This is a genomic window from Streptomyces sp. NPDC006012 (genome assembly GCF_042871185.1).
In the GTDB taxonomy this organism is placed as follows: domain Bacteria; phylum Actinomycetota; class Actinomycetes; order Streptomycetales; family Streptomycetaceae; genus Streptomyces.
In genome coordinates this window covers 1-24,553 of sequence record NZ_JBIAIE010000049.1, presented here as the reverse complement: position 1 = coordinate 24,553, position 24,553 = coordinate 1, and the positions used below count along the sequence as shown (strand labels likewise).

At 66.1% G+C, this 24,553-nt stretch carries 17 protein-coding genes and 5 pseudogenes; 13 read left to right on the top strand and 9 right to left on the bottom strand.

The window, feature by feature from the left end; genetic code table 11:
• Nucleotides 1–396: 396 nt before the first annotated feature.
• Both ACFYPJ_RS38240 and ACFYPJ_RS38235 read right to left on the bottom strand, forming a co-directional pair.
• Nucleotides 397–2,265, bottom strand: a complete 1,869-nt coding sequence (locus ACFYPJ_RS38240; RefSeq protein ID WP_389026612.1) for an FG-GAP-like repeat-containing protein — start codon at nt 2,263–2,265, stop codon at nt 397–399.
• 97 nt (nt 2,266–2,362) lie between these two features.
• Nucleotides 2,363–2,791, bottom strand: a complete 429-nt coding sequence (locus tag ACFYPJ_RS38235) for a hypothetical protein (protein WP_389026610.1) — start codon at nt 2,789–2,791, stop codon at nt 2,363–2,365.
• A 653-nt stretch (nt 2,792–3,444) separates the two neighbouring features.
• On the opposite strand from ACFYPJ_RS38235, the gene ACFYPJ_RS38230 reads away from it, so the two are divergent.
• Entirely contained in the window at nt 3,445–7,476 is a 4,032-nt protein-coding gene (locus tag ACFYPJ_RS38230; protein WP_389026618.1) for a DddA-like double-stranded DNA deaminase toxin, read from the top strand.
• Between the two features lie 7 nt (nt 7,477–7,483).
• Nucleotides 7,484–7,987, top strand: coding sequence for an Imm1 family immunity protein (locus tag ACFYPJ_RS38225; protein WP_389026608.1), 504 nt, complete (start codon nt 7,484–7,486; stop codon nt 7,985–7,987).
• A gap of 142 nt (nt 7,988–8,129) precedes the next feature.
• Here the strand turns inward: ACFYPJ_RS38225 and ACFYPJ_RS38220 are convergent, their stop codons facing one another.
• Nucleotides 8,130–8,513, bottom strand: coding sequence for a hypothetical protein (locus tag ACFYPJ_RS38220; RefSeq protein ID WP_389026606.1), 384 nt, complete (start codon nt 8,511–8,513; stop codon nt 8,130–8,132).
• 99 nt (nt 8,514–8,612) lie between these two features.
• On the opposite strand from ACFYPJ_RS38220, the gene ACFYPJ_RS38215 reads away from it, so the two are divergent.
• From ACFYPJ_RS38215 to ACFYPJ_RS38200, 4 genes are all read left to right on the top strand, one after another.
• A complete protein-coding gene (locus tag ACFYPJ_RS38215) occupies nt 8,613–10,196 on the top strand; it encodes an integrase (protein WP_389026604.1) in 1,584 nt (527 codons plus the stop codon).
• An 83-nt stretch (nt 10,197–10,279) separates the two neighbouring features.
• Entirely contained in the window at nt 10,280–12,088 is a 1,809-nt protein-coding gene (locus ACFYPJ_RS38210; protein WP_389026602.1) for a hypothetical protein, read from the top strand.
• On the top strand, nt 12,085–14,223 hold the full coding sequence (locus ACFYPJ_RS38205; RefSeq protein ID WP_389026600.1) for an integrase: 2,139 nt from the start codon (nt 12,085–12,087) through the stop codon (nt 14,221–14,223). Before ACFYPJ_RS38210 ends, ACFYPJ_RS38205 begins: the two co-directional genes overlap by 4 nt.
• Complete coding sequence (locus ACFYPJ_RS38200) at nt 14,220–14,654, top strand: hypothetical protein (RefSeq protein WP_389026598.1); 435 nt, start codon at nt 14,220–14,222, stop codon at nt 14,652–14,654. The genes ACFYPJ_RS38205 and ACFYPJ_RS38200 overlap by 4 nt, the downstream gene beginning before the upstream one ends.
• A gap of 13 nt (nt 14,655–14,667) precedes the next feature.
• On the opposite strand, the pseudogene ACFYPJ_RS38195 reads toward ACFYPJ_RS38200, so the two are convergent.
• Nucleotides 14,668–15,162 (bottom strand): annotated as a pseudogene (locus ACFYPJ_RS38195) (Ku protein); the annotation flags it as partial.
• Between the two features lie 187 nt (nt 15,163–15,349).
• On the opposite strand from ACFYPJ_RS38195, the gene ACFYPJ_RS38190 reads away from it, so the two are divergent.
• The 3 genes from ACFYPJ_RS38190 to ACFYPJ_RS38180 are packed head-to-tail and all read left to right on the top strand — an operon-like array spanning nt 15,350 to nt 16,257.
• On the top strand, nt 15,350–15,607 hold the full coding sequence (locus ACFYPJ_RS38190; protein WP_389026597.1) for a hypothetical protein: 258 nt from the start codon (nt 15,350–15,352) through the stop codon (nt 15,605–15,607).
• A gap of 8 nt (nt 15,608–15,615) precedes the next feature.
• Nucleotides 15,616–15,984: a hypothetical protein gene (locus tag ACFYPJ_RS38185; protein ID WP_389026595.1), complete on the top strand. Its 369-nt coding sequence runs from the start codon at nt 15,616–15,618 to the stop codon at nt 15,982–15,984.
• Nucleotides 15,985–16,014: 30 nt separating this feature from the next.
• Nucleotides 16,015–16,257 (top strand): hypothetical protein, encoded by a 243-nt coding sequence (locus ACFYPJ_RS38180; protein WP_389026593.1) that lies wholly within the window; start codon nt 16,015–16,017, stop codon nt 16,255–16,257.
• 108 nt (nt 16,258–16,365) lie between these two features.
• Here ACFYPJ_RS38180 and ACFYPJ_RS38175 read toward each other — a convergent pair whose 3' ends face one another.
• A complete protein-coding gene (locus tag ACFYPJ_RS38175; protein ID WP_389026616.1) occupies nt 16,366–18,987 on the bottom strand; it encodes an ATP/GTP-binding protein in 2,622 nt (873 codons plus the stop codon).
• Nucleotides 18,988–18,999: 12 nt separating this feature from the next.
• Nucleotides 19,000–19,227: pseudogene (locus tag ACFYPJ_RS38170) on the bottom strand (IS1380 family transposase); the annotation flags it as partial.
• A gap of 176 nt (nt 19,228–19,403) precedes the next feature.
• Here ACFYPJ_RS38170 and ACFYPJ_RS38165 point away from each other — a divergent pair.
• The 4 genes and pseudogenes from ACFYPJ_RS38165 to ACFYPJ_RS38150 form a co-directional block, all read left to right on the top strand.
• Entirely contained in the window at nt 19,404–20,279 is an 876-nt protein-coding gene (locus ACFYPJ_RS38165) for an alpha/beta fold hydrolase (RefSeq protein ID WP_389026591.1), read from the top strand.
• A gap of 73 nt (nt 20,280–20,352) precedes the next feature.
• A pseudogene (locus ACFYPJ_RS38160) lies at nt 20,353–21,487 on the top strand (IS630 family transposase).
• A gap of 45 nt (nt 21,488–21,532) precedes the next feature.
• Nucleotides 21,533–21,721, top strand: coding sequence for a transposase (locus tag ACFYPJ_RS38155; RefSeq protein WP_389026614.1), 189 nt, complete (start codon nt 21,533–21,535; stop codon nt 21,719–21,721).
• Nucleotides 21,722–22,398: 677 nt separating this feature from the next.
• Nucleotides 22,399–22,718, top strand: a pseudogene (locus ACFYPJ_RS38150) (transposase); the annotation flags it as partial.
• Nucleotides 22,719–22,820: 102 nt separating this feature from the next.
• Here ACFYPJ_RS38150 and ACFYPJ_RS38145 read toward each other — a convergent pair.
• The 3 genes and pseudogenes from ACFYPJ_RS38145 to ACFYPJ_RS38135 all read right to left on the bottom strand — a co-directional run.
• Nucleotides 22,821–23,498: a transposase gene (locus ACFYPJ_RS38145; protein WP_389026589.1), complete on the bottom strand. Its 678-nt coding sequence runs from the start codon at nt 23,496–23,498 to the stop codon at nt 22,821–22,823.
• Nucleotides 23,423–23,965 carry a winged helix-turn-helix domain-containing protein gene (locus tag ACFYPJ_RS38140; RefSeq protein WP_389026587.1) on the bottom strand — a complete coding sequence of 181 codons (543 nt, stop codon included), beginning with the start codon at nt 23,963–23,965 and terminating at the stop codon, nt 23,423–23,425. The genes ACFYPJ_RS38145 and ACFYPJ_RS38140 overlap by 76 nt, the downstream gene beginning before the upstream one ends.
• A 132-nt stretch (nt 23,966–24,097) precedes the next feature.
• Nucleotides 24,098–24,553: pseudogene (locus ACFYPJ_RS38135) on the bottom strand (hypothetical protein); the annotation flags it as partial.

Here is a 24,553-nt window from a genome sequence, read left to right as displayed (position 1 = left end):
ACGCGGCGGGCACGCTCACGCAAGACTGCGACAACAGGGCCTCCGGAAGCTCGGGCTGACTCGCATCGCCGAGCTACCAGGAGGTCCTGCCTTCACGCGCCGATGACGCCACGATCACCCGAACAGGAACCCTGTTCGATCACGCCCGGAATGCGGATGGCTTCTCATGCCAACGCCGCCGCTCTGCTCATGCATGCCGTCGCGGGCAGTGCCTGTTCTGGGCTGCCCGCGCTTTGGACCTGCCAGGAGATCCTGCATGACTTGGCTGATCTTCCGGACTGGAATGGACCCGTCGTGGGACAGCCACCCCGCCACCCGCTACGAGGAGCCCCGTATGTACTGGTGGCGGAGGGCGTGCGATGTTGCAGTTTATATGGAAGCGTCCTGTGGGGGCTGTTACTGGATTGCGCTGTCCCAGTCCCGGTGGGGGCTAGCCATGGAGTCGCCGGTGCTGGTGAGGTTCCACAGTCCTTGGCGGGTCCGGCCGTCGGAGGTGGCACCGTAGTCGTAGAAGATGGCCATGTCGGACTTGCCGTCACCGCTGGCGTCTCCAGAGAGGGGCTGGCTCAGGTTCCAGTTCCAGCCAGTGGGATCGCTGTCCCACACGATCTTCGGTGCCTGGAGCGTGGTACCGGTGCTGGTGAAGACCCACAGCTTGGTGCGGAATTTATTGTCCGTCGCTCCGTAGTCGTAGAGGACGCCGATGTCGGTCTTTCCGTCACCGTTGTAGTCGCCTGAGGTGACCTTGCTGGAGTCCCAGTTCCAGCTCAGGTCTCCGCTGTCCCAGGCCACCGTCGGCGCGTTGAAAGCGGTGCCGGTGCTGGTGAAGGCCCACCACAGCTTGGAGTGGTTCTTGCCGTCGGCGGTCTGGTCGTAGTCATAGAGGACGGCGATGTCGGTTTTGCCGTCGCCGTTGTAGTCGCCGGAAGTGAGCTTGCTGCGATCCCAGTTCCAGCCGGTTGTGCCGCTGTCCCACGCCACCGCCGGTGCGCTGAAAGCCGTGCCGGTGCTGGTGAAGACCCACAGCTTGGACTGGAACTTGCCGTCGGCGGTCTGGTCGTAGTCATAGAGGACGGCGATGTCGGTTTTGCCGTCGCCGTTGTAGTCGCCGGAAGTGAGCTTGCTGCGATCCCAGTTCCAGCCGGTTGTGCCGCTGTCCCACGCCACCGCCGGTGCGCTGAAAGCCGTGCCGGTGCTGGTGAAAACCCACAGCCTGGTGCGGAACTGGCCGTCGGTCTGTCCGTTGTTGTAGAGGACGGCGATGTCGGTTTTGCCGTCGCCGTTGTAGTCGCCGGAAGTGAGCTTGCTGGACGACCAGGTCCAGCTGGTGGCACCGCTGTCCCACACCACGCGGGGTGCACGGAACGTCGAGCCGTCACTCTTGAACACCCACAGGCTGCTCTGGGCACGCCCCTGGGCGTCCCTGCCATAGTCGTACAGGGCTGCGACATCGGACTTGCCATCGCCGTCGAAGTCACCGTCGACTGTCTGGGCCTGCTGCGGCAGGGACCGGACCTGCTGCAGCCATGCGTTCAGATCGTCGACACGGGTGCTGACGGCCCCGTTGCGTACTTCGGCTTCGTCGATACCCCAGCATCCGCTCTGCCAGGACTTGCTGTTGACGGCAACGAGTTCGCTCTTGCCGTCTTTTTCACGCAGCAGCGGACCACCGGTGTCGCCGGCGCAGAGGGCATCGCCGCCCTGTCCGGTGACGGCCAGCTGGGCGGGGTCGACCGCGTCGACGGTGAAGGCGCCGGTGTGCAGCTTCGTCGGCGACCATTCTGTCTTGGTCCGTCCGAAACCCAGAGCCTTGACCGTGTCTCCGGCAGCCGGCGGTGCGGTGGCCAGAGTGACGGGGGTGATGCCCTGAGCAGGTGTCGCGAGGCGGGCCATGACCAGGTCGCGTCCCGGGGAGGGGACGAGTTCGGCGACCGTGGTGACGAGGCCGCCGGTGGAGGCGAGATCGCTGCGGCCGACGGTTACTGTGACGGGCTTGGCCGGTTTACCGGCGGGAGGTGTGGCCCCGGATGCGGGGTTGTCCACGAAGCACGAGCCGGCGGAGACAACCCACTGGGGATCGACGAGCGCGCCTGAACAGACGCGGTCGCCGCTGCCGATGTCCAGGCGAGCGGTGAAGGCGTAGCTGCTGCCGGCGGCCGCGCTGCCAGTAGTGGCCTGTGCCGGAGTGGCCGTGAAGGCAGAGGCGACCGCGCTGGCCACGAGCAGACTGCTCGTCAGGGCCGCGCGAATGCGGGGTCTGGGCATGGAAGGACTCCGAAGATGCGAAAGCCGCGTGCGGTGCAGCCGGGTAGCGGCACCAGACGGCCGATGCCGAACGGTGAGGTGGAGAAGACCAGACAGGTCAGGTGACACGCAGCTCGATCAGCATGGTCGGATCACCGGAGGCACCGGACTCGCCGTAGCCGGTGAAGTCGTTGGCAGGCGCGTTGATGACGGTGGTGGTGCCGTCGTCCTCACGGATGGTGGTCTTCACCGGGTCCGCCGAAGTCCAGATGCCGTAAGCCTGCGGGATCTCAAGAGTCAGGAAGGCAGGCTTGGCCGTGATGTCGAAGCAGAAGTCCTGCTGACCCGTCCGGCTCATGATCTGGATGTCCTCGCTCCCGTCGCAGGACGTCATGACCATGTGACCGTCGCCGCGCTTGAGGAGGGCACCCGTCTCTTCCTGGATCTGGGCCGCGCCCGGGTAGTTGAAGTCTTCGATGGCATAGGGCATATCGGCGTCGGCCGAAAACGCGGATGTTGCTGTGCTGTCGTTGTTGGCGTAGGCCACGCCGAGCGTAGTCACGAATGCCGCAAGAGCTGAAACCACCAAGCCCAGCAACACTCTGCGCGCATGAGATATCACGGCAGGAAGCCTTTCAAAAGAGTAAAAAAGATAAAGAGGTAGTTTTGTGGAGAACGGCAATCAAGTAAAGGAGACGCCAAAGAGTGTATGCAACGTAATTCATCCTACACAGCGAATCCAGATCTGGCTCACAGATTATTCGCCCCGTCTTCAGCCTCTGTTGACCTGATGGTCGACCTAAACCCCCAAATGCCCGACATGAGCTGAGGAGTCGGGCATCATTGATCATCAGCGAAATGGGGTCCTATTGCTATCGATCTCGGTCAGCCCTGAAACGTAAAATGATGTGTTCACATCAATATGGCTTTATTTCTGCTGTTGGCTGGCTGCTGTGCATGGGGTGCGGTGTACGATCGGGTGGCTCTAGCGGGTGGAAAATTGCAGGCGATCGCTTTTGTTGCGACGGGAAGGATGCGCTTTTGAATTTTTTCTCTGTCGTTCCTGTGGTGCCTGCATGCTTATCCGGTTGGGCTTTTCTTCAACCAAGAGGGAGTCGCTGAGTGAGACGGCGCATATCTTCCCGGACCGTTGGTTCGGGAGTACTGAGACGGTTTTCAGGTCCCTGGCGGGGCGTGCGGATGCTGCTGTCCGCGGGCTTGCTGTCGGGTCTGCTGGGGACACCCGCCGCGGTGGCTGCGGAGCCGGCGCCGCTGCCGGCGGATGTGCGAGCCGATATCGTCGGCTACTGGGAGACCGGCGGAGCTGGTCTGAAGGTCGCCGCCGAGCAGGCGTTGTTGGGCGGCGACGATGCCATCCGCAAGTTCCTCGACGAAGCGGAGTCCATCCAGTTCGCGGACAACCGCGTCGAGACGGCGCGGCTGGCGATGACCAGCGGGCCCAGTGTGCGGCAGGCTGCCAAGGAGGCGATGCTGAAGTCGCCGGCCGAGTTGGAGACCTTCCTCCTCTACGGCTACGAGGATCCGCTGGACGTGGACCGCAAGGTCGAGATCGGCCGCCTGATCACCCTGGGCGGCCAAGGCGTGCAGGCTGCGGGCAAGGATGCTCTGCAGGGTACTTTCGAAGACCGTGAACTCTTCCTGGAGTCGGGTCAGTACACCGCCCGCGAGCAGGACAACCGTGTCGAGGTTGCCCGCCTCGCCACCGTCGGCGGTCCCAACGTGCAGGCGGCCGCCAAGGTCGCGCTGCGCGGCACGCCTGAGGACGTGTTCGAGTTTCTGGAGGTCGGGCAGTTCACCGCCCGTGACCGCGACCAGGAGCATTCCACGATTGCCCAGTTGATCGAGCAGGCGAAGCAGGCGGGCAAGCAGGCTGAGGACGCGCGTAAGACGGCGGAAGAGTCGTCGGAGAAGGCGGTCGAGGCGTCCAGGCTGGCCAAGGAGGCCGCGCAGCAGGCGGCTGAGGAGACCGCGGCTGCCAAGGACGACTCCAAGACGGCGGCGGTCAAGGCGAAGCAGGCCGCCGAGGCCGCGCGTGGCGCGGCGGAGGCTGCGCAGGAAGCCATCGGGGCGGCCAATGCTGCCAACAGTGCCGCCCGCCGGGCCGCGCTGGCTGCCGCGCAGACCGCCTCAGCAGCTGCCTCAGCAGCTGAAGCAGCGAACAATGCCTACAAGGCAGCGATCGCCGCCGCCCGCGACGAGGCCAACGCCGGTGCCGCGAAGCAGGCCGCCAGCCAGGCACGCGCCGCGGCGGACGCCGCGAAGACGTCGGCGGTCGCAGCCGAGAACGCGGGCCTTGCCTCTGCCGCCGCAGCTATCGCTTCCGAGTCGGCGAAAAGTGCCTCCGACAACGCGCGAGCGGCAGCCGACGCGGCCGACGAGGCCAACGCCTATGCGGATGCCGCCGGCCTGCAATCCGACGAGGCCCGCCTGGCCGCTGCCGAAGCGCGACGCCACGCCAATGCCGCCGACGCCGCCGCCGACCGATCCGCCGACCTCGCCCGCCGTGCGGCCACCGCCGCCTATGGTGCCCGAGACGCCGCCAACTCGGCCGCAGCACACGCGGACAAGGCCGCCGACTACGCCGACGAAGCAGCCGAACAAGCCGGCAACGCCGCAACCTACGCCGCCGTCGCCAAGAAGAACGCCGACGGCGCCAAGGCAGCGGCCGACACCGCGACCGCCGCGGTCAACAGAGCCAGGGAGATCTTCGACCTGGCCCGCGAGACCGAGGCGGCCGACCTGCAGACCCGCACTGATGCTGCCATCGAGCGCGCCCGCTCGATGAAGACCGCCTCCGATGCAGCAATCTCAGTGTCCGCAGCCACCCAGGTCGAAGCCCTGTCCCTGAGCGGCACCGCGGCCGAGCTGGCCCAGGAAGCGGGACGGCCCGACGTCGACATCCAAGCCACCGCCGCCAAGGGCCGCCAACTCGCCATGCAGGCGATGAAACTCCTCGGACCCTGGCACCAGGAAGCCGCCGCCCGCGCGCTCTCGGGCACAGACCAAGACGTCCTGGACTACCTGCGCACCCGCTGGAAAGAGGCCGACTACTACGACGTACGCCAACGCGTCGTCGTCCTGAGCACCCAAAGCCCCTACACATCCGTCCGCACCGCAGCCGCCGACGTCCTGGCCAACGGAACCCCGGAACAAATCGGGGCATTCCACAGCTCCGGCCAGTATGAAGCCGGCCGGACCGACATGCGGGTCGATGTCGCCCGTCTCGCCGAGACCGGCGGCCCCGGTGTCAGCGAGGCCGCCAAGACAGCACTCGCCGACGGAACCGGCAAAACCCTCGCCACGTTCCTGCACATCGGCCAGTACGGCGCACGCGTTACCGACGAACGGGTCATCACCGCACGCCTCGCCGAGACCGGCGGCCCCGAAGTTCAGGCCGCCGCGAAAATCACACTCGCCGGCCCCCCGGAACTGATTCACGAGTTCGTCAGCACCGGCCAGTACATGGCCCAGCGCAAGGACGACCTCGCCACCACCCACATCCACCAAGTCCAACGGCTCCTCGCCGAAGGCTCCCTGATCACCGCAAAGGCACAGGAGAACGCCTGGCGCGCCGCCGAAGCCTCCGCAACGGCCCAGAACGCCGCCGACGAAGCAGCAGCCGCCTCCAAGCAGGCACAGAAATCGGCCGAGCAAGCAGCGCAGTACGCGGCCGACGCCAGGACGTCAGCGGACGCCGCCGCCCAGAGCGCCGCCGACGCGGCAGCATCAGCGGCCACAGCACGCAGTGCCGCCGAACGGGCCGAACAGGAAGCCAACGCCGCCGAAAACTCAGCCGCCGACGCAGAGTTCTCCGCCTCCTACGCCCGCTACTCGGCCCAGAAAGCCAGCGACTCCGCCGACCGGGCCCGCGCATCAGCGATCGCCGCTGGCAAGAGCGCCGCGGAGGCGGAGGCCGAGGCCAAGCAGGCATGGCAGACAACGCGGGACCTCGTCGACCAGGAGATCGAGGAGGCCCGCCGACAGGCGGAGGAAGAACGCAAGGCCCAGCAGGACGACGGGCCCAAGTGGTTCTGCATGGACCTCCTCCCCATCGCCCACTCGTACTTCCCGATCAACACGGTCATCTGCGACGGCGGGACAATCGACCGGGCCCTGGACGTAGCGAAGGACCCCAGCACGTACCGGGCGATCATCTGGGAGATGTCGGGTCTCGCCGACATCGAGGCATGCATCGACAACCCCACAGCCGCAGGCTGCGTAATGGCTGCCGTCGGCGTCACTCCCTTCGGCAAGCTCAAAATCGTCGCCAAGGCCGACAAAGTCCTTGACGCCATCAAAGGCGGACGAGCAACCCGCAGGACCGTCGCTTGCCTGACTGGAGCAGCACACAGCTTCCCGGCCGGCACCAAGGTCCTGATGGCCGACGGCACCGGCCGCCCGATCGAACAGATCAAAACCGGCGACCTCGTCACCGCCACCGACCCCACCACCGGCGAAACCGGTCCCCGGCACGTCACCCGCACCATCCACACCCCCGACGACCGCAACTTCACCGACGTCACCCTCACCGACGGCTCCACACTCACCTCCACCAGCCACCACCCCTACTGGTCCGAAAACGATCAGACGTGGAAGAACGCGAGCGACCTCCAGACCGGCGACACCCTCCGCACCCCGCAGAACAACACGGCCGCCATCGCGCACACCCGCGACTGGCAGGGTCTCCAGGACGCCTACGACCTCACCGTCGACGACCTCCACACCTACTACGCCTCCACCAGCACCACCTACCTCCTCGTCCACAACACCGACGCACCCTGCCCCGCATGGGTAAAGAGCGCTTGGAAAAAACTCCCTATACGTGCGAAGGGAGATCCAACTTCCGGCTACGTTTTCGAGCCTGATGGTACGCAGGTGTGGGATTCAATGCTGGTAAGTGGACGCGGTGAACTCTCCGAAAAGATTAATCTATTCCTCCAGAAATCTGCCGACTTTCCGGATTACTCAGGGTATGCGGACGTCTCGCATCACGCCGAAGCGAAGCTCGCCTGGGAGATGCGGAATATGAAGGAGGGAACAGAATTGCACATCGTCATCAATACGAACTATGTGTGCCCGAAGGTAACGACAGAAAACTCGATGGGGTGTAAGCAGGCAGTCCCTGCCATCCTCTATGAGGATCAGAAACTCTATGTACACTATCCAGGCATGGCGGAGCCGGAAGAGTTGAAGGGCCTGGCGAAGAGGTGACAGTGGCATGATTGTCCTTGGTACAACACATGCGGGTGGATTCTACGCCCGTACTGAGCAGCAGATCGATGCTCTCATTGACCACATCATGAATGACCTCATTCAAGGGGGGAGTACTTCCGACGGTTTCGAGATCATGCCTGAGAAAGCCGTGGTGAGCATTATCAAAGGAAAGTACCCAGAAGAGTCCGACGAAAGATGGGCGAGCAACTATCTGTATGTCTCGGTGAACATCAAGAACGGGTATGGTGCGCTGAAATGGTGGACCAATAAAGTGCCGGACGGGGCACCTGAGAGCGATATCTCCCGGTTCATCTGGACTTCAGGAAACCCCAATCCGCCCTCGTTCGACCCCGAGTTGATCTCCGATCCCGGAACTCCCAGTTACTACCCGCGTGAAGCGGCCATCCCGGTAGAGCGAGTCCGCGCAGCCCTCGAAGAATTCTGTCGCACTCGGACAGGCGCACGGCCAGAAAATGTTCCGTGGCTACTGCTTGATCAAACGGTATAAGAGCTTCGTGGAAGAATTCCATCGAGAAGGGTCCGGATTCCGCCCGTCTGCAGTTCAGTGGGTAAAGGGAAACTTCACCGGGGAGCTTCTCGACGAAGGTTCCGAAAACCAATAGCTGTAGCGAAAAAAGGTCACGACTCGCCTATAATACGGTGAGCCGTGACTTTTTGTCCCCGGCACCGCTGCTCTTCCAGCACGCCCAGAGTCCGCTGATAGCTGCCTTCTTGGCCGGCTGCTTCTTCGCCGCCGTCTTCTTCTTGGGCAACTCGTGTACGTCGGCGTCTTCGCCGCGGGCTTCCCGTGCCTGGGCGACGGAGGCATTCAGGGCTGCCATCAGATCGAGAATCTGCGCTGGACGCTCCGGCTCCGGGGCTTCGGGCAGCGGCCGTTCTTCCCGTTTGGCTTTGATGATCTGCTCCAGGGCCTCCGTGTAGTGGTCGACGAACTCCGGTCCCTTCAGGTCGTCCACTGTCATGGTGTCCATCAGGGCCAGCGCGCCTTCGATCTCGCTCTCGTCGACGTCCACGGCCGGTGGCAGCAGCTCGGACGGGTCGCGGATCTCGTCGGGCCAGTGCTTCTCTAGCCTTCCTGGAATTGTCGGTTCTGGGACGGAGAGAGCACTGCATTGGACGACACACAGGGTTCATGGACCGTCGATTTCTACGACTTCCGGAGGCAGCTGACCTGCCCTGCCGCGGACGAGGGCCTACGCGCGTACGGCGACATACACAACTGGGCGAGGAGGAACGGGGCCCGTCAGGGTACGCCCTTCCTCCTCGCTCCGGATGGTACGGCAGATGCGCGGATCAACCTGTTCTTCCGGGTCGGCTCCGTAGCCTCGCGGCGTCCGCGCACGTGGAGGCGGTACGCGTTCTCCCTGGCGGTATGGCTGGATTTCCTCGAAGTGTACGGCCGCCGGTGGGACGAGGCTGCCGCTGAGGACTTCGATGCCTTCAAGCACTGGCGGATGACGGACCACCGCAACATCGGCCGCGTGCGGCCAACCTCCTTCGACACCGACCGTGCAGGGCTGAATACCTTCTATACCTGGGCCTCGCAGAGGTACGGCGTGGTCAACCCAGTGCCTACCAAGTCCGCGGAACCAGCTCCGCAGCAGTGGAGCGGGCAGGGTCCCCGGCGGGACCCTGCCCGGCCCGCGGGTTCGCCACGTCGGCAGGTGAAGTGGCTGCTGAGGACGGCTTTCGAGCAGTGGCGGGATGTTGGGCTGCGCGGGTACGGCTTCGACGGTGATCGGTCGGATGGGTGGCGCGGATTCAACGAGGACCGTGATGCGGCGTTCGTCGACGGCCTATATGGCACCGGACTGCGGCTTTCGGAATGGGCGAGCGTGTTGGACGTCGAGCTGCCGATGCAGGACGTGGCGGGTCGGTTCCCCAAAGCTTGGCTGGCCGAGGCTTGTATCAAGGGGGGCAGGGCAGGCCGTGAGTACCGGGTCCCCCGCAGCGTGCTCAAGAGCCTCGCCGGCTACCTGGATCCGCTGGAGGGCTCACGCACTGAGGCGATCGATCGGGCCCGCCGCCGTGGCCGCTATGACCAGATGCCTGGGCTGACTCTGGTCACCGGCTACAGCAGGAAGGGCCGCAGTCTCTACTTGCTGACGGAGACGGGTCGCACCGCGGTTTCCCTGGATGTGATTGGTCCGGAGGAGAGGCTGAGGCTGTTCCGTCGCGCCGAGGACGGGCTGGAGCCGCTGGCGCTTTGGCTCGGGAACGACGGGATGCCCAAGCAGGCCCATGGCTGGGAGAAGACCTTCCAACGGGCCAACGAGCGCATTCGGAAGCAGTGGGCTGCCGCGCACGGCACCGATGGCCAGGAGTGTCCGTTGTGGGCTCGCCCCCATATGGCCAGGCACTCTTTCGCCTTGAAATGGTTCACAATCTTGTCGGCTGTCTGGAACCAGCAGATGGAGGGCTTCACCGACACCGAGCGACGTGACCTGCGCGAGCAGTTCGGAGATGTGTGGTTCCAGCTGGCCACGCTGCTGGGGCACAGCAGCCCCGAGGTCACCAAGGACTGGTACCTGGAGCCGTTCACCGGGCTACAGCTGGACTACATCCTCTCCCTGCTGGATGAGGAAGAACAGGCTGCCGTCGACGCGCTGCTACGCAAGGTAGCCGCCGACAGTGGTCGAGTCCTGCAGGTCGCACACTCGTCGGCTTTTGCCGCCGACGGGGGTGACGAGCGGTGAGCGGACGGGGGCGTCGGGCGGCCCTGCCGGGACGGGACTGGCAGCCTCCCGACCGGCTGGCGATCACACCGAAGTCGTGCACCGTGCTGTTCACCGAGGAAAATGGTCGGCGCTCGAAGATCTTCGACTTCACCACACTGCCACTCGGTTTTGAACTCCAGGCATGGCTGGCCGCGGCCTTCGCCCGCGCCACCGGCCCACGGGGCGGCGTCAAGAAGGTCCGTACGGCCATCGGTTACTTCGAGGTCGTGAGGGCGTTCGCTTCCATCCTGGCTGCGTCGCAGCTTCCGCCGAGCCGGCCACAGGAGATCACCACCGCGCACATCGCCGCCTTCCGCCTGGCCCTGACGCCAGCCTCGTTCCATAACCAGGTGCACAAGCTGCGGAGGCTGATGCGCGAGGATGAAGTGTTGCGGCCGGAAGTCCGGCGGGCCGTCTGCGAGGGCCGTCTACACCGTCGCCCGCTGCCGAAGATGCTCGCCTACACCGACGCCGAGCGGCAGCAGGTCCTCACTGCGGCCCGTGGTGATGTGCGCCGGGCACGAGACCGCATCCGCGCAGGCCGCGACCTACTGGTCCAGTACCGTCGCGGTGAGCTGCCACCGGGCAGTACCGAGAAGACGACCGGTGAAGCACTCGATGTACTCGACCGCACCGGAGCCCTGCCACGCCTCGCCGGTGGTCAGACATCACGCCGACTCCGTGCGCTGGGCGGGGTGAAGACGCTGATGCCGATGCTCTGCGTGACCCGCATGGAGGCAGCCGCATTCTCCGTGCTGCTGGTAGATCTGACCGGGGAGAATCTCGGCACCATCATCGAGTGGCCGGCAGTCCATTTCCGCCCGGACGGTGGACAGGGAAGTACGCAAGTGGCTCTCGTTGAGGAGACCAAACCCCGCCGCGGACCGTCCCGGGAGCACATGGTGGTCGCGGTCGAGGACCTCCCGGCCAGTCTGGCCGGTGCCGTTGAAGGGAATGACGAACATCGTCTGTTCCGCTCCCCACTGCGCGTCTACCAGTTGCTGTTGGACCTCAGTGCGCTCGCTCGCAAACACGGCGGGCTCTCCATGGCCTTCTCGTATCTGACGGTCAAGGGCGAGGCAGAGAAGTGGCAGGCCAACATGATCTCTGGGTACGTCGGTGAGTGGGCCGTCAGACATGGCTTCCCTCGGGCGTCACGCGGTAGGTCTCCTGCCGAGGGCTTGGGGGCTCCGTACACGGGCCAGGAGCCGGTGTCCCGGGGTGATAAACCGTGCGTCCATGTCCAACGACTTCGGCAGACTGCGCTGGAGCGGCGTCGACGTCCGATTGCTCACTCAGCGAGTACCTTGAACGACTACTACCTTCGTCGCAGTCCGCAGGTGCTGGAAGATAGCCGCAACATCGTGCGTGAGGCTCTCGATGCCGAGGTGGCGAAGGCCCGGCGCGTGCTGGAGATTCCGGTGTTCACCCATGGCTTCCTGGAACGGGCTACAACGGACCCCGCCGGGGCCGCTGCGGAGATGGGAGTGGACGCTGAGACATTCAAGCGCATCCTTGCTGGTGACCAGGACACCGTCCTGGCTTCGTGCACCGACCACCACAACGGCCCGGGCACCCCACCTGGAACCGTCTGCGACCTCTCGTTCCTGCACTGCTTGAGCTGTCCGAACGCCCGCGCTCTGGCTCACCAGCTGCCCGCCCAGGTCACAGCCTACGATCGGCTCGCCGCGCTGCGAGCCGACCTCGAACCGCGCGAGTGGGACCTTCGCTACGGCGAACCCTTTGCCCGCCTCACCGACCTGTTGCGCAACTACAGCCCCCAGGACCAGGACGACGCCCGCAGCCGCGTGCTCCCGGAAGATCGCGACCGCGTCGCGGCCCTGCTTGACGGGAGACTTGATCTGCGATGACGACGAGCACCGCCGCTTCCCTGAACGAGGTGCCGTGGCCACCCCCGGACACTGTGGTGCTGCGCGGGCGGGCCCTGCACCCGGCTGCCGACACGGCGTCGTTGTCCCTGTTCCGCGACGAGGTGTGGGTCACCCGTGCTGCGGACGTCGACAACTACCGACACGCGCCGAGCCTGCACTTTAGGCACTATCCGACATTGCTACGCGAATCCTTCAAAGCGTTCGCGCTAGCTGTCTTGAACCACAAATGGCCTGCGGCTCTGCTGGCCGGCTCCCCGGGCGCGCAGGCGAGCTTGTCCTCGCTCTACATGTGGGTCACCGACCTGCGGCTGCTTGCCGCGTGGATGGACGAACGCGGAATCCCGCGGATCTGCGACCTCGCTGCGGAGGACCTGGCCCTCTACCGGACGCACGTGATCGCGGTGGCTCCCAGTGGCGGTCGCCGTGCCGATCTCCTACATGCCGTCCGAGTTCTCTGGGCCTACCGCGAGCACTTGCCCGCACCGTGCCGGCTGCTACCGGAGCGGCCGTGGGGCGATGCAACCGCCCGCCAACTGGCGGGCCAGACCGAGTCCAACCGTTATAACAAGACACCACGCATCAATCCCGACACGATGGAAGCTCTCCTGGCCTGGTCACTTCGAGTGCTGGAGGACTTCGGCCCGGACATCCGCGATGCCTACCGTGAAGACCGCCAGCTCAAGGAAGGCACACATCCCACGACCCACTTCTATAAGGACCACTATTACGGCCGTCCCGCCCTGGAGCGCGTGCACCACTACCTGCAAAGACTTCACGTGACCGGCGGGGCACTACCTGGGCAGATGCGCGAGGACGGAAGTATTGAGCTCGCCTACAACCATCTGGCCCGGATCCTCGCCTGCAAGGACCGCGACCTCCGACAACAGGCAGACATCATCGCTGAGATGGCCCGCAAGCAGGAGGTCGCTATCGCCCCGGACGCCCCCCTCGGTGCGATAACTGGACGCCTGAACGACAAACCGTGGCGAGACCAGCCAATCGGCCTCAGCGAGATCGACTGGCTGGTCAGGGCACTGAGAGCTGCGGCGTTCGTGACGATCTGCTACCTCAGCGGCATGAGGCCCGGGGAAGCCCTCAGTCTCCGCCGCGGTTGTCTGCACCAAGACAGCAAGGGCCAGTTCACACTGACCGGGCATGCCAGCAAAGGACCCGATCACGAGGGCGATGGCGCTGTTGAACGCTCCTGGGCCGTGGTCTCCGTCGTCTCCAAGGCCGTGACCATGCTGGAGTCCCTCACCGACTCGCCACTGATCTTCCCGCCCAGCCTGAAACGCAAGTCTCCCCGCCCGATCGAGCAGATCCGGCCGCTGCAGAGCCAAGCGATGAACACGGATATCACGGCGTTCATCGACTGGATCAACGACACCTTCGCCCGCTCCGATGGCGCCGCGCTCATACCGACCGACCCGGAATACAAGATCCACGCGGCTCGGCTCCGCAGGACCCTGGCTTACTTCGTTGTGCGTCGTCCAGGAGGACTGATCGCTGCCGCCCTGCAATACGGACATGTCCGCACGAAAGTCACTCTCGGCTACGCCGGGGAGGCCGACACCAGTTGGCTTGACGACTTGACCATCGAACGCCTGGAAATGGTCATCGATCAGACCGGCGAAGATCTGGGCCTGCTCGCCGACGGAGAGCACGTCAGCGGCCCCTCGGCTGAAGAGTACCGGCGGCGCCTGCAACTGGCTGCTTCATTCGCCGGGCGGGTCGTCGACAAGGTCCGCAACGCGGAAAGGCTGCTCAAGAGCTCGGATCCGAGCATTTACCACGGACGAGGCATGACCTGCGTATACCGGGCTGAGTCAGCCCTTTGCCGCAGCGCGCGGCTCGCCGCCGGGCTCCCAGCGGACGGCCCCGACGAGTCGCAATGCCAGTCGGCCTGCACCAACCTCGCCTACACCGACCGCGATATCGGCGCCCTCCGCCCGGAACACACACGCCTGGCCACTGCAGCGACCGACCCGCTGTCCCCGCTCCCGCTGCGGGACCGCGCCCGAACACAGGCCGAACGACTGAACGCGCTGATCGTCCGCCACGAGAACACGCGGCCGACCAGCCATGACACCGAGGAAGTGGGCACGCGACGATGAGCCGCGCACCACGCGACCGAGCTGCTGAACGTTCTGCCATCCAAGCTGCTGCGGACCGGCTGCTAGCCGGCACTCCGCTGCACTCAGCCTCTGGGAAGCTCACCGCGACCGAGCTGATCAACGAGTCCGGTCTGCGACGTGATGTCGTCTACGAGCACCGTGATCTCGTCGACGACTTCAAAGCCCAGGTCAAGGCCCGACACAGCGTTCCCGAAGCGGCTCAGAAGCTCGCCGATCGCGCTGCCTCGCTGGAGGCCGAGCTGAAGGACGCCAAAGCGGACCTCCTGCGTGAACGCGAAACCAGCGCCTACCTCAGACGTGTCGTCGCGGAGCTGTCCATAGAACTGGAACAGTCCCGTCAGCAGGGCACGTCCGGCCTCGGAGTCACGCCACTCACACCCCGACAACGTCGCTTCCGACAGACGACTTGACTAGTGAACAGTGCATGGCGTGCAGGACCAGGACGTCGTCCCGGGCCCGGAGCACACCGAGGCGTTCCCTCCCGCTCCATGCGTACTTCACCACGGCGACCTTCGACGACCGGCCGAGGGCCTGCACGAGCAGCTTGTACGGTTTCGCGGCGACGGCGCCGTCCGAGGCGAGGTAATAGCCGTCCCCGATACGGATCGGGTCGATGGTCTCCAGGGGCACGAACGCGTCGATCTCGATGGCCTTCGCGGTCGGCAGTGGCAACTCACGGAGTTCTTCGTCGGTGATCTGGATCATTTGGGTCTTGGACATTTCGTAGCCCTTGCCGATCTCCGCGTTCGGTACCTCCCGGTCCTCCAGCTCGCAGAACTTGCGGTACCGGACCCGGCCCATGTCCTCCATGTGGTACTGGTGAAAACGCACGGAGTGATCTTCGGTAGCGGACTGTACGCGTATCGGTACGGTGACGAGTCCGAACGTGACGGCTCCGGACCAGATGGTGGCAGGCATGTGAGACCTCCGCTGCGGCCCCGAGCAATGCCAGCTTACGAGCAGCCGCCAGGGCACTCGCACCTTCGTGTCTCTTCGTTCGGGAACACCACAAACTGCTGCATCCCGCCCGCAGGATGAAGTCGTGCGGGGCGAGTGTGGTTACGGGTACGTACCCGTACCCTGGTGTGCCGAGAGGAGTCTGCTGATGTCTGACGCCAACGTTCGTATCCCCGAGGAGGCCCGGGACCGGCTCGCCGCCCTGGCGGCGGCCGAGGGCCTGTCGCTGCGCGCCTACCTGGCCCGCCTTGCCGAGAACCTGCTCACCCCGGCCGAGCGGGCTGAGCGGGCCGAGCGGGCCCGTGTCGCTCTGAAGGAGTGGACCGGTTACGCGCCCAGCCCGGCCGAGGAGCAGGATCTCGACAGCGAGCTGGACCGCCGGCTCGCCCAGGCAGCCGCCCGGTGAGCGACGCCATGCACATTGTCCTGGACGACACCGCGATGGCTGCCGCCGGCCGCGGCAACGTCCTGGCTTCCCGGCTGATCCACCGGGCCCACGTCCAGGCCGGCTGGTTCCTCTACGCCCCGGCCTGCGCGCTCGTCGAAGCCGATCGCGTCCGTCCCGGCACGGCCGAGCATCTCGCCGCCCTGCCGGGTATCACCGTCCTGGACCTGGACCTGCCGGCCGCACTTGCTGTGGCTCGCCAGGACAGCTGGGCTGCCGCTCACGCCCAGTACGCCGCGCAGCCCACCCCGAACCGCCCCGACGGGGCGGTCATCGCCACCACGGCTCCCGAGAGATGGGCCGGCGGGCCGGTCCGCGTCCTGGACCTCACGCCCTGACCGCGGCAGGCGTCGGAAGAGAGGGCGGCCATGGTGAGTGATGCCGCGTGTCGCGGTGATGGGCTGCACGCGGGGTTCGGGATCGTCAAGAGCGATCTTGGGGTCCTGCGCTTGTATGTCGGCCGTCTTGATCAGAAGGTGGGCAGCCTGGACGCGAAGGTGAGCAGCCTCGCCGGTGAGGTCCGGGCACTCAGGGAGAGAGCCGATCGTCATCAGTCGCAGATCGTGGAGCTGCTGACCCGGTTGACCGGGCGGAGCCCCGGCGCCAGCTGATCTTCCCCAACACGGCGGCCCGCGAACACGCCAGGTGTTCGCGGGCCTTGGCCTTTTTGTGCGCGGATCGGACGGCTGGAAGGCGCGGTCTCCATGCCCGGGGTGCTGTTACTGGTTGTTGCGGAGGCGGTGCTGGCGGGCGGTGACGAGGGCACGCCATCGGGTGCGGGTGGCCTGTTCGCTGTCCAGCCAGTGCGGCGCGGTGTGGCCGTTGGGGAGGGGGAGGCCGGCCATGAAGGAGGCGATGTCGACGTAGTAGGCGTAGTCCCGGTTCTGGGTCTGTTCGCGCAGCCGGGCGAGGGTGGCGGTGAGTGCGTCGTGGTCGTCGAGGACGGCCTGGTGGAACGCCGCGGCGAGTTCGAGGGTGGGGGTCAGGGAGGTAAGGCCGGCAATGTCGAGTTCGGTGCGCAGGGTGTGGATGCGGTCGTCGAGCGCGGGGTTGCCGGCGTCGCGGATCAGGGCGGCGAGGGCCGCGTTGATGGCGGTGGCGCGCAGGTCGAGGCTGGCGAGGAGCTGGTGGGCGAGGTCGATTTCGTCGTCGGCCTGGTGGGGGTCGTAGAAGGCGACGGTGAGGGCGCGCAGGGCCTGGTTGTGTGCGGCTTCGCCGGTTTTGGCGTGCTGTTCGGCTTCTGTGCGGCCGGCGAGGTAGGCGGCGGCCGCGTGTTCTGGTTCTCCTTGCAGCCACCGCAGGTCGCCCAGGACGCGCTGGTGGCGTCCTTCCCATCCCAGGGTCTGTGCGGTGGCGTGTGCGGTGGGGAAGTCGCCGGCGAGCCGGGCGGAATGTGCGAGGCCGCGCCGGGCGGCGGGGGCCAGGCGGCCGTTGCCGTCGGCGACCTGCTGGTATCCGCGGCGTGATTCCTGGCTGTGTCCGGTGTCGCGGTATGCCTTGGCCCGGTAGTACAGGGCCATCTCGTCGAGTTCGGCGGGCAGGAGGCGGGTGTCGAGCACGGCGGTCAGCCGGGCGACGGTGCGGGCGCGGTGTTCGTGCTGGCGGCGGGTGAGGGCGCTGAGGAGTTCGACCAGGGCGTCGGCGGCCGTGTCCAGGCCGGTCCCGCCATCGGGTGGGGCGATCGGTTCCCAGGCGGAGTCGCTGATGTAGGCCCAGGCGGCGTCGGTGAGCCAGCCCAGTTCCAGGCGATGGGCGTCGGCCAGGCGCAGGCCTTGGCGCAGGCAGCCGACGAGGAGGAGCCGGTCGCGGTCGGATCCGTCGCGCCACTTCTGGCCGAGCGCGTGGAAGGCCCGTTCGGCAGCGCGCTGCCAGTCGGCGGGGCTCCAGCGGTCGTCGGTGTGGTCGTCGGCGCCGCGGATGGTGGAGCGGATCAGTGTGTGCAGGTGGTACGGCCAGAGCCCGAACGGGTTGTCCCGGATGAAGGGGCGCTCGATCAGCCGCATCGCCGGTGCCTCGTGGGCGAGGCCGGCGGTCCGGGTGGCCAGGGGGAGGTCGAAGGCGTCCAGGAGGCTGACCGAACGCAGGACGTGACGCTCGTCCGGGGTCAGATCGGCCAGGGTCCGGGAGATCAGGGCCGGGAAGTCGTGGTCGAAGTCGCCGGGCGTGGGGGTGCGTCCGGTGCGGCGGATCTCCAGAAAACGCATCACCGACAGGTCGAGGTAGAGCGGCAGGCCATGGCTGCGGCTGGTGATCACAGCGCGCAGGTCGTCGGTGATGAGGGGCTGTCCGTCGCGGGAGAGCCGGCGGGCGAGGTAGTCGTCGCAGTCCTCCGGGGCGAAATCCCCTACCAGGATCTGCCGGCCGCCGCCGGTGGTGGGCAGCGGGGCGCGGGTATAGGGGGTGTCGATGGCGGCCAGGCCCGGCCATGACTCGGGCCCGGTGAAGTCGAGCTGGCCCTGGAGGCCTTCGTCGGCCCACTGCAGCCGGCCGCGCCCGGTGATCACCCACAGGGCGTTGGGCATCAGCCACACCACGCGCTGGATCAGCCGTTCCAGGTCACGACGCGTCCGGTCGCCGACGTCCTCGAAGGTGTCGAGCAGGATGACGGGGATGACGCGTTTACGGCCGGGGAGGCGGGCGATCTCCCACGCGAGCAGGTGCGGGTAGTAGGAGAGGGCGTCGAGATCGGGCTCGGCCTCCAGCAGGTCGGCCAGCCGCGCGCATCCGGCGAGCGCGCGTACGGTCTGGCGGCGCTCGCGCAGCGCCCTCACCAGTGCGCCGGTGACCTGGCCGACGACCGGTCCGAGCATGCCGGGCAGCGCGAGCATCGAGGCCGCCTCACCGAGCGCGGACTGCATCTGTTCGGGAAGGGCCTGCCCGAACCGGGCGGCCAGCCCGCCGCGGCGCAGGTACTCCTCGATCGGCTCGCCTGGATGGGCCGCCTCCCAGTACCGGCGCAGGGCCAGGTCGAAGGCGGGCAGCGGACGCCCGACACGGCCGGCGAGGGCAAGCCGGATCGTGAGCACCAGCTGCTCGAAGTCGGTGCCGGCGGCGCGGGCGAGGTCGATCCGCACCGGCAGGATCCGCCCGTCCGGCCATCCGGGTTCACCCCACTGGGGCGGGCGCTGTCCGGCGTCGTCGAGAGCTGCCTCGATCTTGCGGGACAGGGTGGTCTTGCCGATCCCGCCGACGCCGTGCAGGACGATCACATTGTTCCGCGGCGCCTCAAGGTCTTCGACGTCGAAGGCGGGAGAGGAGATCTGCCGCAGGTGCTCGGTGAGGGCATCGGCCACCAGATCCCACTGCGCCTGCCGGTTGGTGAACGCCTCTTCCGCCGTCACCGCGCGGTCATTGATCGCGAAATCGGTGGCGGTCCGACCTGGATCGTGCCCGGTGCCACGCGGTCGCAGCGGCCTGAGCGCAGTGGAGTAGGCGGTGGTCAGACCGGTGGCATCGGCAAGATCCGCCAGCAGACGTGCGCCCGCGTGCCCGACCACCCCCGAACCGTCGGCGGAGACATGGAGCTTGGGACGAGAACCAATACCCTGCACGCAGAAAGTGCCTACCGCTTGGACCGACAGAACCCCTCGAAAAGGTTCATCGTCCCAGCTCAGAAGGCACTTTCGTATTTCCTCCCCGCTTCCGGCCTCATCTCAACAACGGCGAGGCTAGTGCCGCATCAGATAATGTTTGCCCTGACCGAGGCCATGGTGAAAGTCAGGTGCGGGACATCCTGTCTATGGCCATGATGTTGATCATGACTGGATACACCGACGTTCCTGCCCGGCTGGGTGAGAGTGATCTGCCTGATGGGCGGCTGCTCGGCTGGGCCGAGTGGGGGCCACTGGACGGGGTGCCTGTTCTGTTGTGTCCTGGTGCGGCTACGAGCCGGTGGCTCGGGTTCGGCGCAGGCGTTGTTGAGGCGCTCGGAGTGCGTCTTGTATCTGTGGATCGTCCGGGTCTTGGTGTCTCGACGCCCGCCCCTGGGCGGACCTTCTCTGACTTCGCTGGAGATATGCGTCAACTCTGTGTGCTGCGGGGGCTGGGACACCCGGTTGTGGTCGGGAATTCGCAAGGTGCGCCATTCGCTCTCGCCTGCGCTGCGGAGGGGGTCGCCTCGGCACTGGCCATCGTCTCCGGTACGGACGAGGTCGCCAGGCCGGAGTTCGCTTCAGTTCTGAACGCGAACCTGCGTGGTCTCGTCGAGTGGACTGAGTCCGATCCGGCTGGCGCCGAGAAGTTTTTCGCCGGCTTCACTGCGGATGCGATGTGGGACATGGTCATGGCCGGGAGCCCAGGGTGCGACCTTGCCGTGTACCAGGATCCCGATTTCGCGGCTGGTTATCGCAGGGCCTTGGACGAGGGGTTTGCTCAAGGTGCCGCTGGTTACGCCCGTGACACGGTCCTGGCGATGGGGCGGTGGCCGTTCGCCCTCGATGAGATCGATGTCCCCGTCGATATCTGGTACGGCGAGCAGGACACCGGCCACTCGCCCGATAACGGAGCACTGCTCGCTGCCCGTGTGCCCGGTGCTCATCACCACGTCGTGCCAGGGATCGGCGGCGCCCTGCTGTGGACACATGCCGAGTCGATCCTCGCGTTCCTCCTTGAAAAGACCATCACCGACCAGTAGACGATCGGTTCGTGGCCGTGCTGGGGCGCGAGGCGTGCACGTGCCGGACAGCGATCTCCGTCAAGCTGTGCGGGTGGCTGAACGTGTGCAGGTCCGGGAGATTGATGACGATGAGGGCAAGCGCTTGCTGCGGATCATCCGCAGAGGCACGGGGTCGGTGGTGACCTGGCGGCGGGCTCAGATGGTGCTGCTGTCGGCGCAGGGCATGACCGTGGCGAAGATCGCCGAGGTGACGTTCACCAGCCCGGACCGGGTCCGGGATGTGATCCACAACTTCAACGCCGACGGCTTCGAGGCGCTCTACCCGAAGTACAAGGGCGGCCGACCAAGGACCTTCACCCTCCCGGAACGTCGCGAGATCAAGAAGATCGCCAAGTCCAAGCCCATCGAGCACGGCTTGCCGTTCTCGACCTGGAGCCTGGCCAAGCTGGCCGACTTCCTGGTCGCCGAGGGGGTGGTCGACGACATCAGCCACGAGGGCCTGCGCATCCTGCTCCGCGAGGAGGGCGTCTCCTTTCAACGCATAAAGACCTGGAAGACCTCCCGCGACACCGACTACGCCGCCAAGAAGGCCCGCGTCGAGCACCTCTATGCGATCGCCGACGGCGAGGTCATACCCGAGGACGGTGAGCCCGAAGTCGTCTTCTGCCTGGACGAGTTCGGCCCGCTCAACCTGATGCCCCACCCAGGCCGGCAGTGGGCCGAGCACGGCGGGAAGCACAAGGACCCCGACCGGGAACCGAGGCCCCGCCGACGGGCGACCTACACCCGCCCCCACGGGGTCCGCCACCTCTTCGCCGCCTACGACCTGGCCCGGGACAAGCTCTACGGCCACATCAAGCCGAAGAAGAACCGGACCAGGTTCCTGGAGTTCTGCCGCTACCTGCGCAGCCTCTACCCGCCAAAGATCCGGATCGCGATTGTGCTCGACAACTTCTCCCCGCACCTGACCACGAAGAAGGACACCCGAGTCGGCGACTGGGCCGCGACCAACAACGTCGAGTTCGCCTACACCCCGACCAACAGCTCCTGGCTGAAACGCATCGAGGCCCAGTTCACCGCGCTGCGCTACTTCGCGCTCGACGGCACCGACCACGCCAGCCACAAGGAGCAGGGCAGCATGATCCGCCCGCTACATCATCTGGCGGAACAAACACGCCGCCGACGAGCGCCTCCGCGAGGTCGTGAACAGGGCGAACGTTGCCTGATGCGGCACTAGGGCGTGTTTCAGAAGTGGATCTCGACGTGTCAAGATCCACTTCACGGGGAGGCATGATCTGACGAATGCGCAGTGGGCGAAGCTGGAGCTGCTGCTCCCGGTCGGAAGCAAGCCCGGACGGCCGCCGGTCCGCACCAAGCGACATCTGATAGACGGCATACGCTGGCGCACTCGCGCCGGTGCTCCCTGGCGGGACGTGCCTGAGCGGTATGTTGCGCCGTGAGGCGCTGTGATTCGAGTGGGGGTGAAAGACCGCCACCGCCGTCCTGTCGCAGCAGGAGGGTGAAGCTGGAGGCAGCCTGATCCGGGTGGTGCCGGGGAGGGCGGGAGCGGCCTCGACAAAGCCGGGACGGGCCAGAACTGCCAGATGGCTCGGGTCCGGCGAGCGTGGCGAAGAGGAGTACGCGAGGAACCGACGTTGTTAAGCCCTCGACACCGGGCACCGGCTCGAACCTGGCGGATCTGGGCCGGGCGTGGCGCTCACCCACCGTGGGTGGTGGGGAACTTCCAGGGGGTCTCGTATCGCCGTCTGGGAGGCCATGGGGAAGGCCTGCGGCGTACCCATGGCGAGGCCACCGGGGCACAGTCGGGCTCCTCCTTCGCCTGACGCTTGCGCGAACGCTTCCCCGGGACCGGCTTCAGGCAGCAGACTCACCTTCACGGCCTTCGTCTTGATCGGTGCACCTTGGTCGGAGCACATGATCAGACGAAGGCCGCCTCAACGTCTGGCGAACACTCAGGTGAACGACCTAGGGTGCGTTTCAGAAGTGGATCTTGATGTGTCAAGATCCACTTTGTGGGAAGGCACGATCTGACGAATGCGCAGTGGGCGAAGCTGGAGCCGCTGCTCCCGGTCGGGAGGAAGCCCGGACGACCGCCGGTGCACACCAAGCGGCAAGGTCGGGCCGCCCGCGCACCCGGCCTGACAAGGTTCGTGCCGACAAGGCGTACGGCTCTCGCGCGAACCGCGCCCATCTGCGTAAGCGGGGTATCCGCTGCACGATCCCGGAGAAGCGCGACCAGATCGCCAACGCAAGAAGCGCGGTTCCCGCGGGGGCCGTCCGCCGAAGTTCGACCCGGCCGACTACAAGGGGCGCCACGCGGTTGAGTGCGGGATCAATCGCCTCAAGAGAAACCGAGCGGTGGCCACAAGGTACGACAAGTTGGCGGTCCGCTACGAGGCGACCGTGCTGGTCGCGGCCATCAACGAGTGGCTGTGACCAGCACTTTCGAAACGCACCCTAGTTCCCACAGACCGTCAGGAACCAGTCGCTGCGACAGATCGACACCCACAAGCAGCAATGATGCCCCAACTCACCGCATCACCACATGAGACATCCTCTAAGTCTGCGTGGAGTGGTACTCGGCTTGAACTCGTAGTCGCCGGTCACTCGATCTTCGGCGCGTCCATGGTCAGCCTGGTCCCGGCGAGGCAGCCGTCGATCAGATGGGGACGGTACTGGATCTTCTTGAGCTTGCGCTTGACGATGCGGGTGAGGCTTGCGAAGGTCGGCCGCGACGAAGTTGGCGATCGACTGCTTGAGCAGCGACCAGACGCCTTCGGCGGGGTTGAGCTCGGGAGCGTACGAGGGCATCTGGAACACCCGTAACCACGCCTTGTTCTCCTCGGCGAAGTCGTAGAGCTCCTGCACCAGGTGCACGTTGAGGTTGTCCCAGCACCACACGACCGGAGCCCCAAGTTGCAGGTGGGTCGCCACGATCAGGTCGCGGTAGTCCTGCCAGGAGAAGCTCTTGGGCTCGCCCTTGCGCCCGTGGTAGACGTGCAACTTGTAGAAGAAGTGGGCACGGTGGCCGGGACGGAAGCAGACCACGCCGGCAACGTTCACCCGGCCCCGCCCCCTGCCGCGCACCCGCACCACCGGGCGCGCGCCGCGCGGTGCCCACGTGCGTCCCTTCGGCGGACTCAGGCCCTTTCCTGTCCCGTCTTCGAAGCAGACGTAGGCGCCCAGGTCCGCCGCGGTGCTTTTACCTGCGGCCACACCTGCTCTTTCCACACCTCGATGGCGTCCTCGTCCCGCTCGACCGCCCGGCGCCCCGGTACCTGACACGTCCAGCCGTGCCTGCGCAGCAGCTTCCGCACCCCCTGCACCGTGTACCCCACATGGAACATCCGGCCGATCAACAGCTTGATCCGCTTCAACGTCCAGCGCTGGTCGTCCTCGAAGCCATGCGCCAGCGGCCCCCGCCGCAACTCCGCTTCCAGCCGCTCCCACGGACCAGGCGACAGCCGCTCGACCGACACCGGACCCTTCGAGCGCAGCGCCTCCACCCCGCCCAGTGTCCAGTCCCGCCGCCACTGACGCACCGACCGCTCCCCGACCCTCAGGTCCCGGGCGATCTCCCCAGTCGCATCCCCACGCTCGAACCGCTCGGCAGCCTCCAGCCTCAACCGCTCCCGGGCCGCCTGCGCCTCGGGCGTGTACCCACCCGCCTGCGCATACCTCACCACCATGGCGTACCGCAGGGATCAAGGAACGTCATCCCCTCGGGCGACTACGAGTTCAATCGGAGTAGTCGTTGACCAGTCCCGCAATGGCTTGTCGGTGTCCGAGCCGAGTGGTCGGCGGTATCCTGTTTGTTACAGTCGTCCTTGTGCGACGACAAGCGTATCGGTAGTGGTCGACTCGCCCCTCGGACACAACCACTGACGATACGCGGATGAGGGTCTCGACCCTACGGTCGCGGTCCTCGTTGTGTGTTCGTAGCTGATGGTGATGCCTAGGCCGTCGTAGAGTGGGCCTTTTTTGTCGACGTCGGCTGTGTGGATGCGCTGCGCAATGTCTCGAAGACTCTCAGCCATCTTTCGGATCTGTTGCCCGTCGAGTGGGGATTCCTTCTTCCGCGTGATGGCGGGGAGCGCGTCGAGTGTCTTCTGCGCTGCCTCTTTGTCTTGCTGCGCTGTGTTGATCCATTGTGTGACGACGGCGGGGTCGGCTCCGGCTTCGAGGGCGGCTTGGTAGCGGGCGAGGCGTCGCTCGCAGTCCTTGATCGTCTGGCGTGCTTGGGCCTGTTCAGGTGTGTGGGTCTCTGCGGT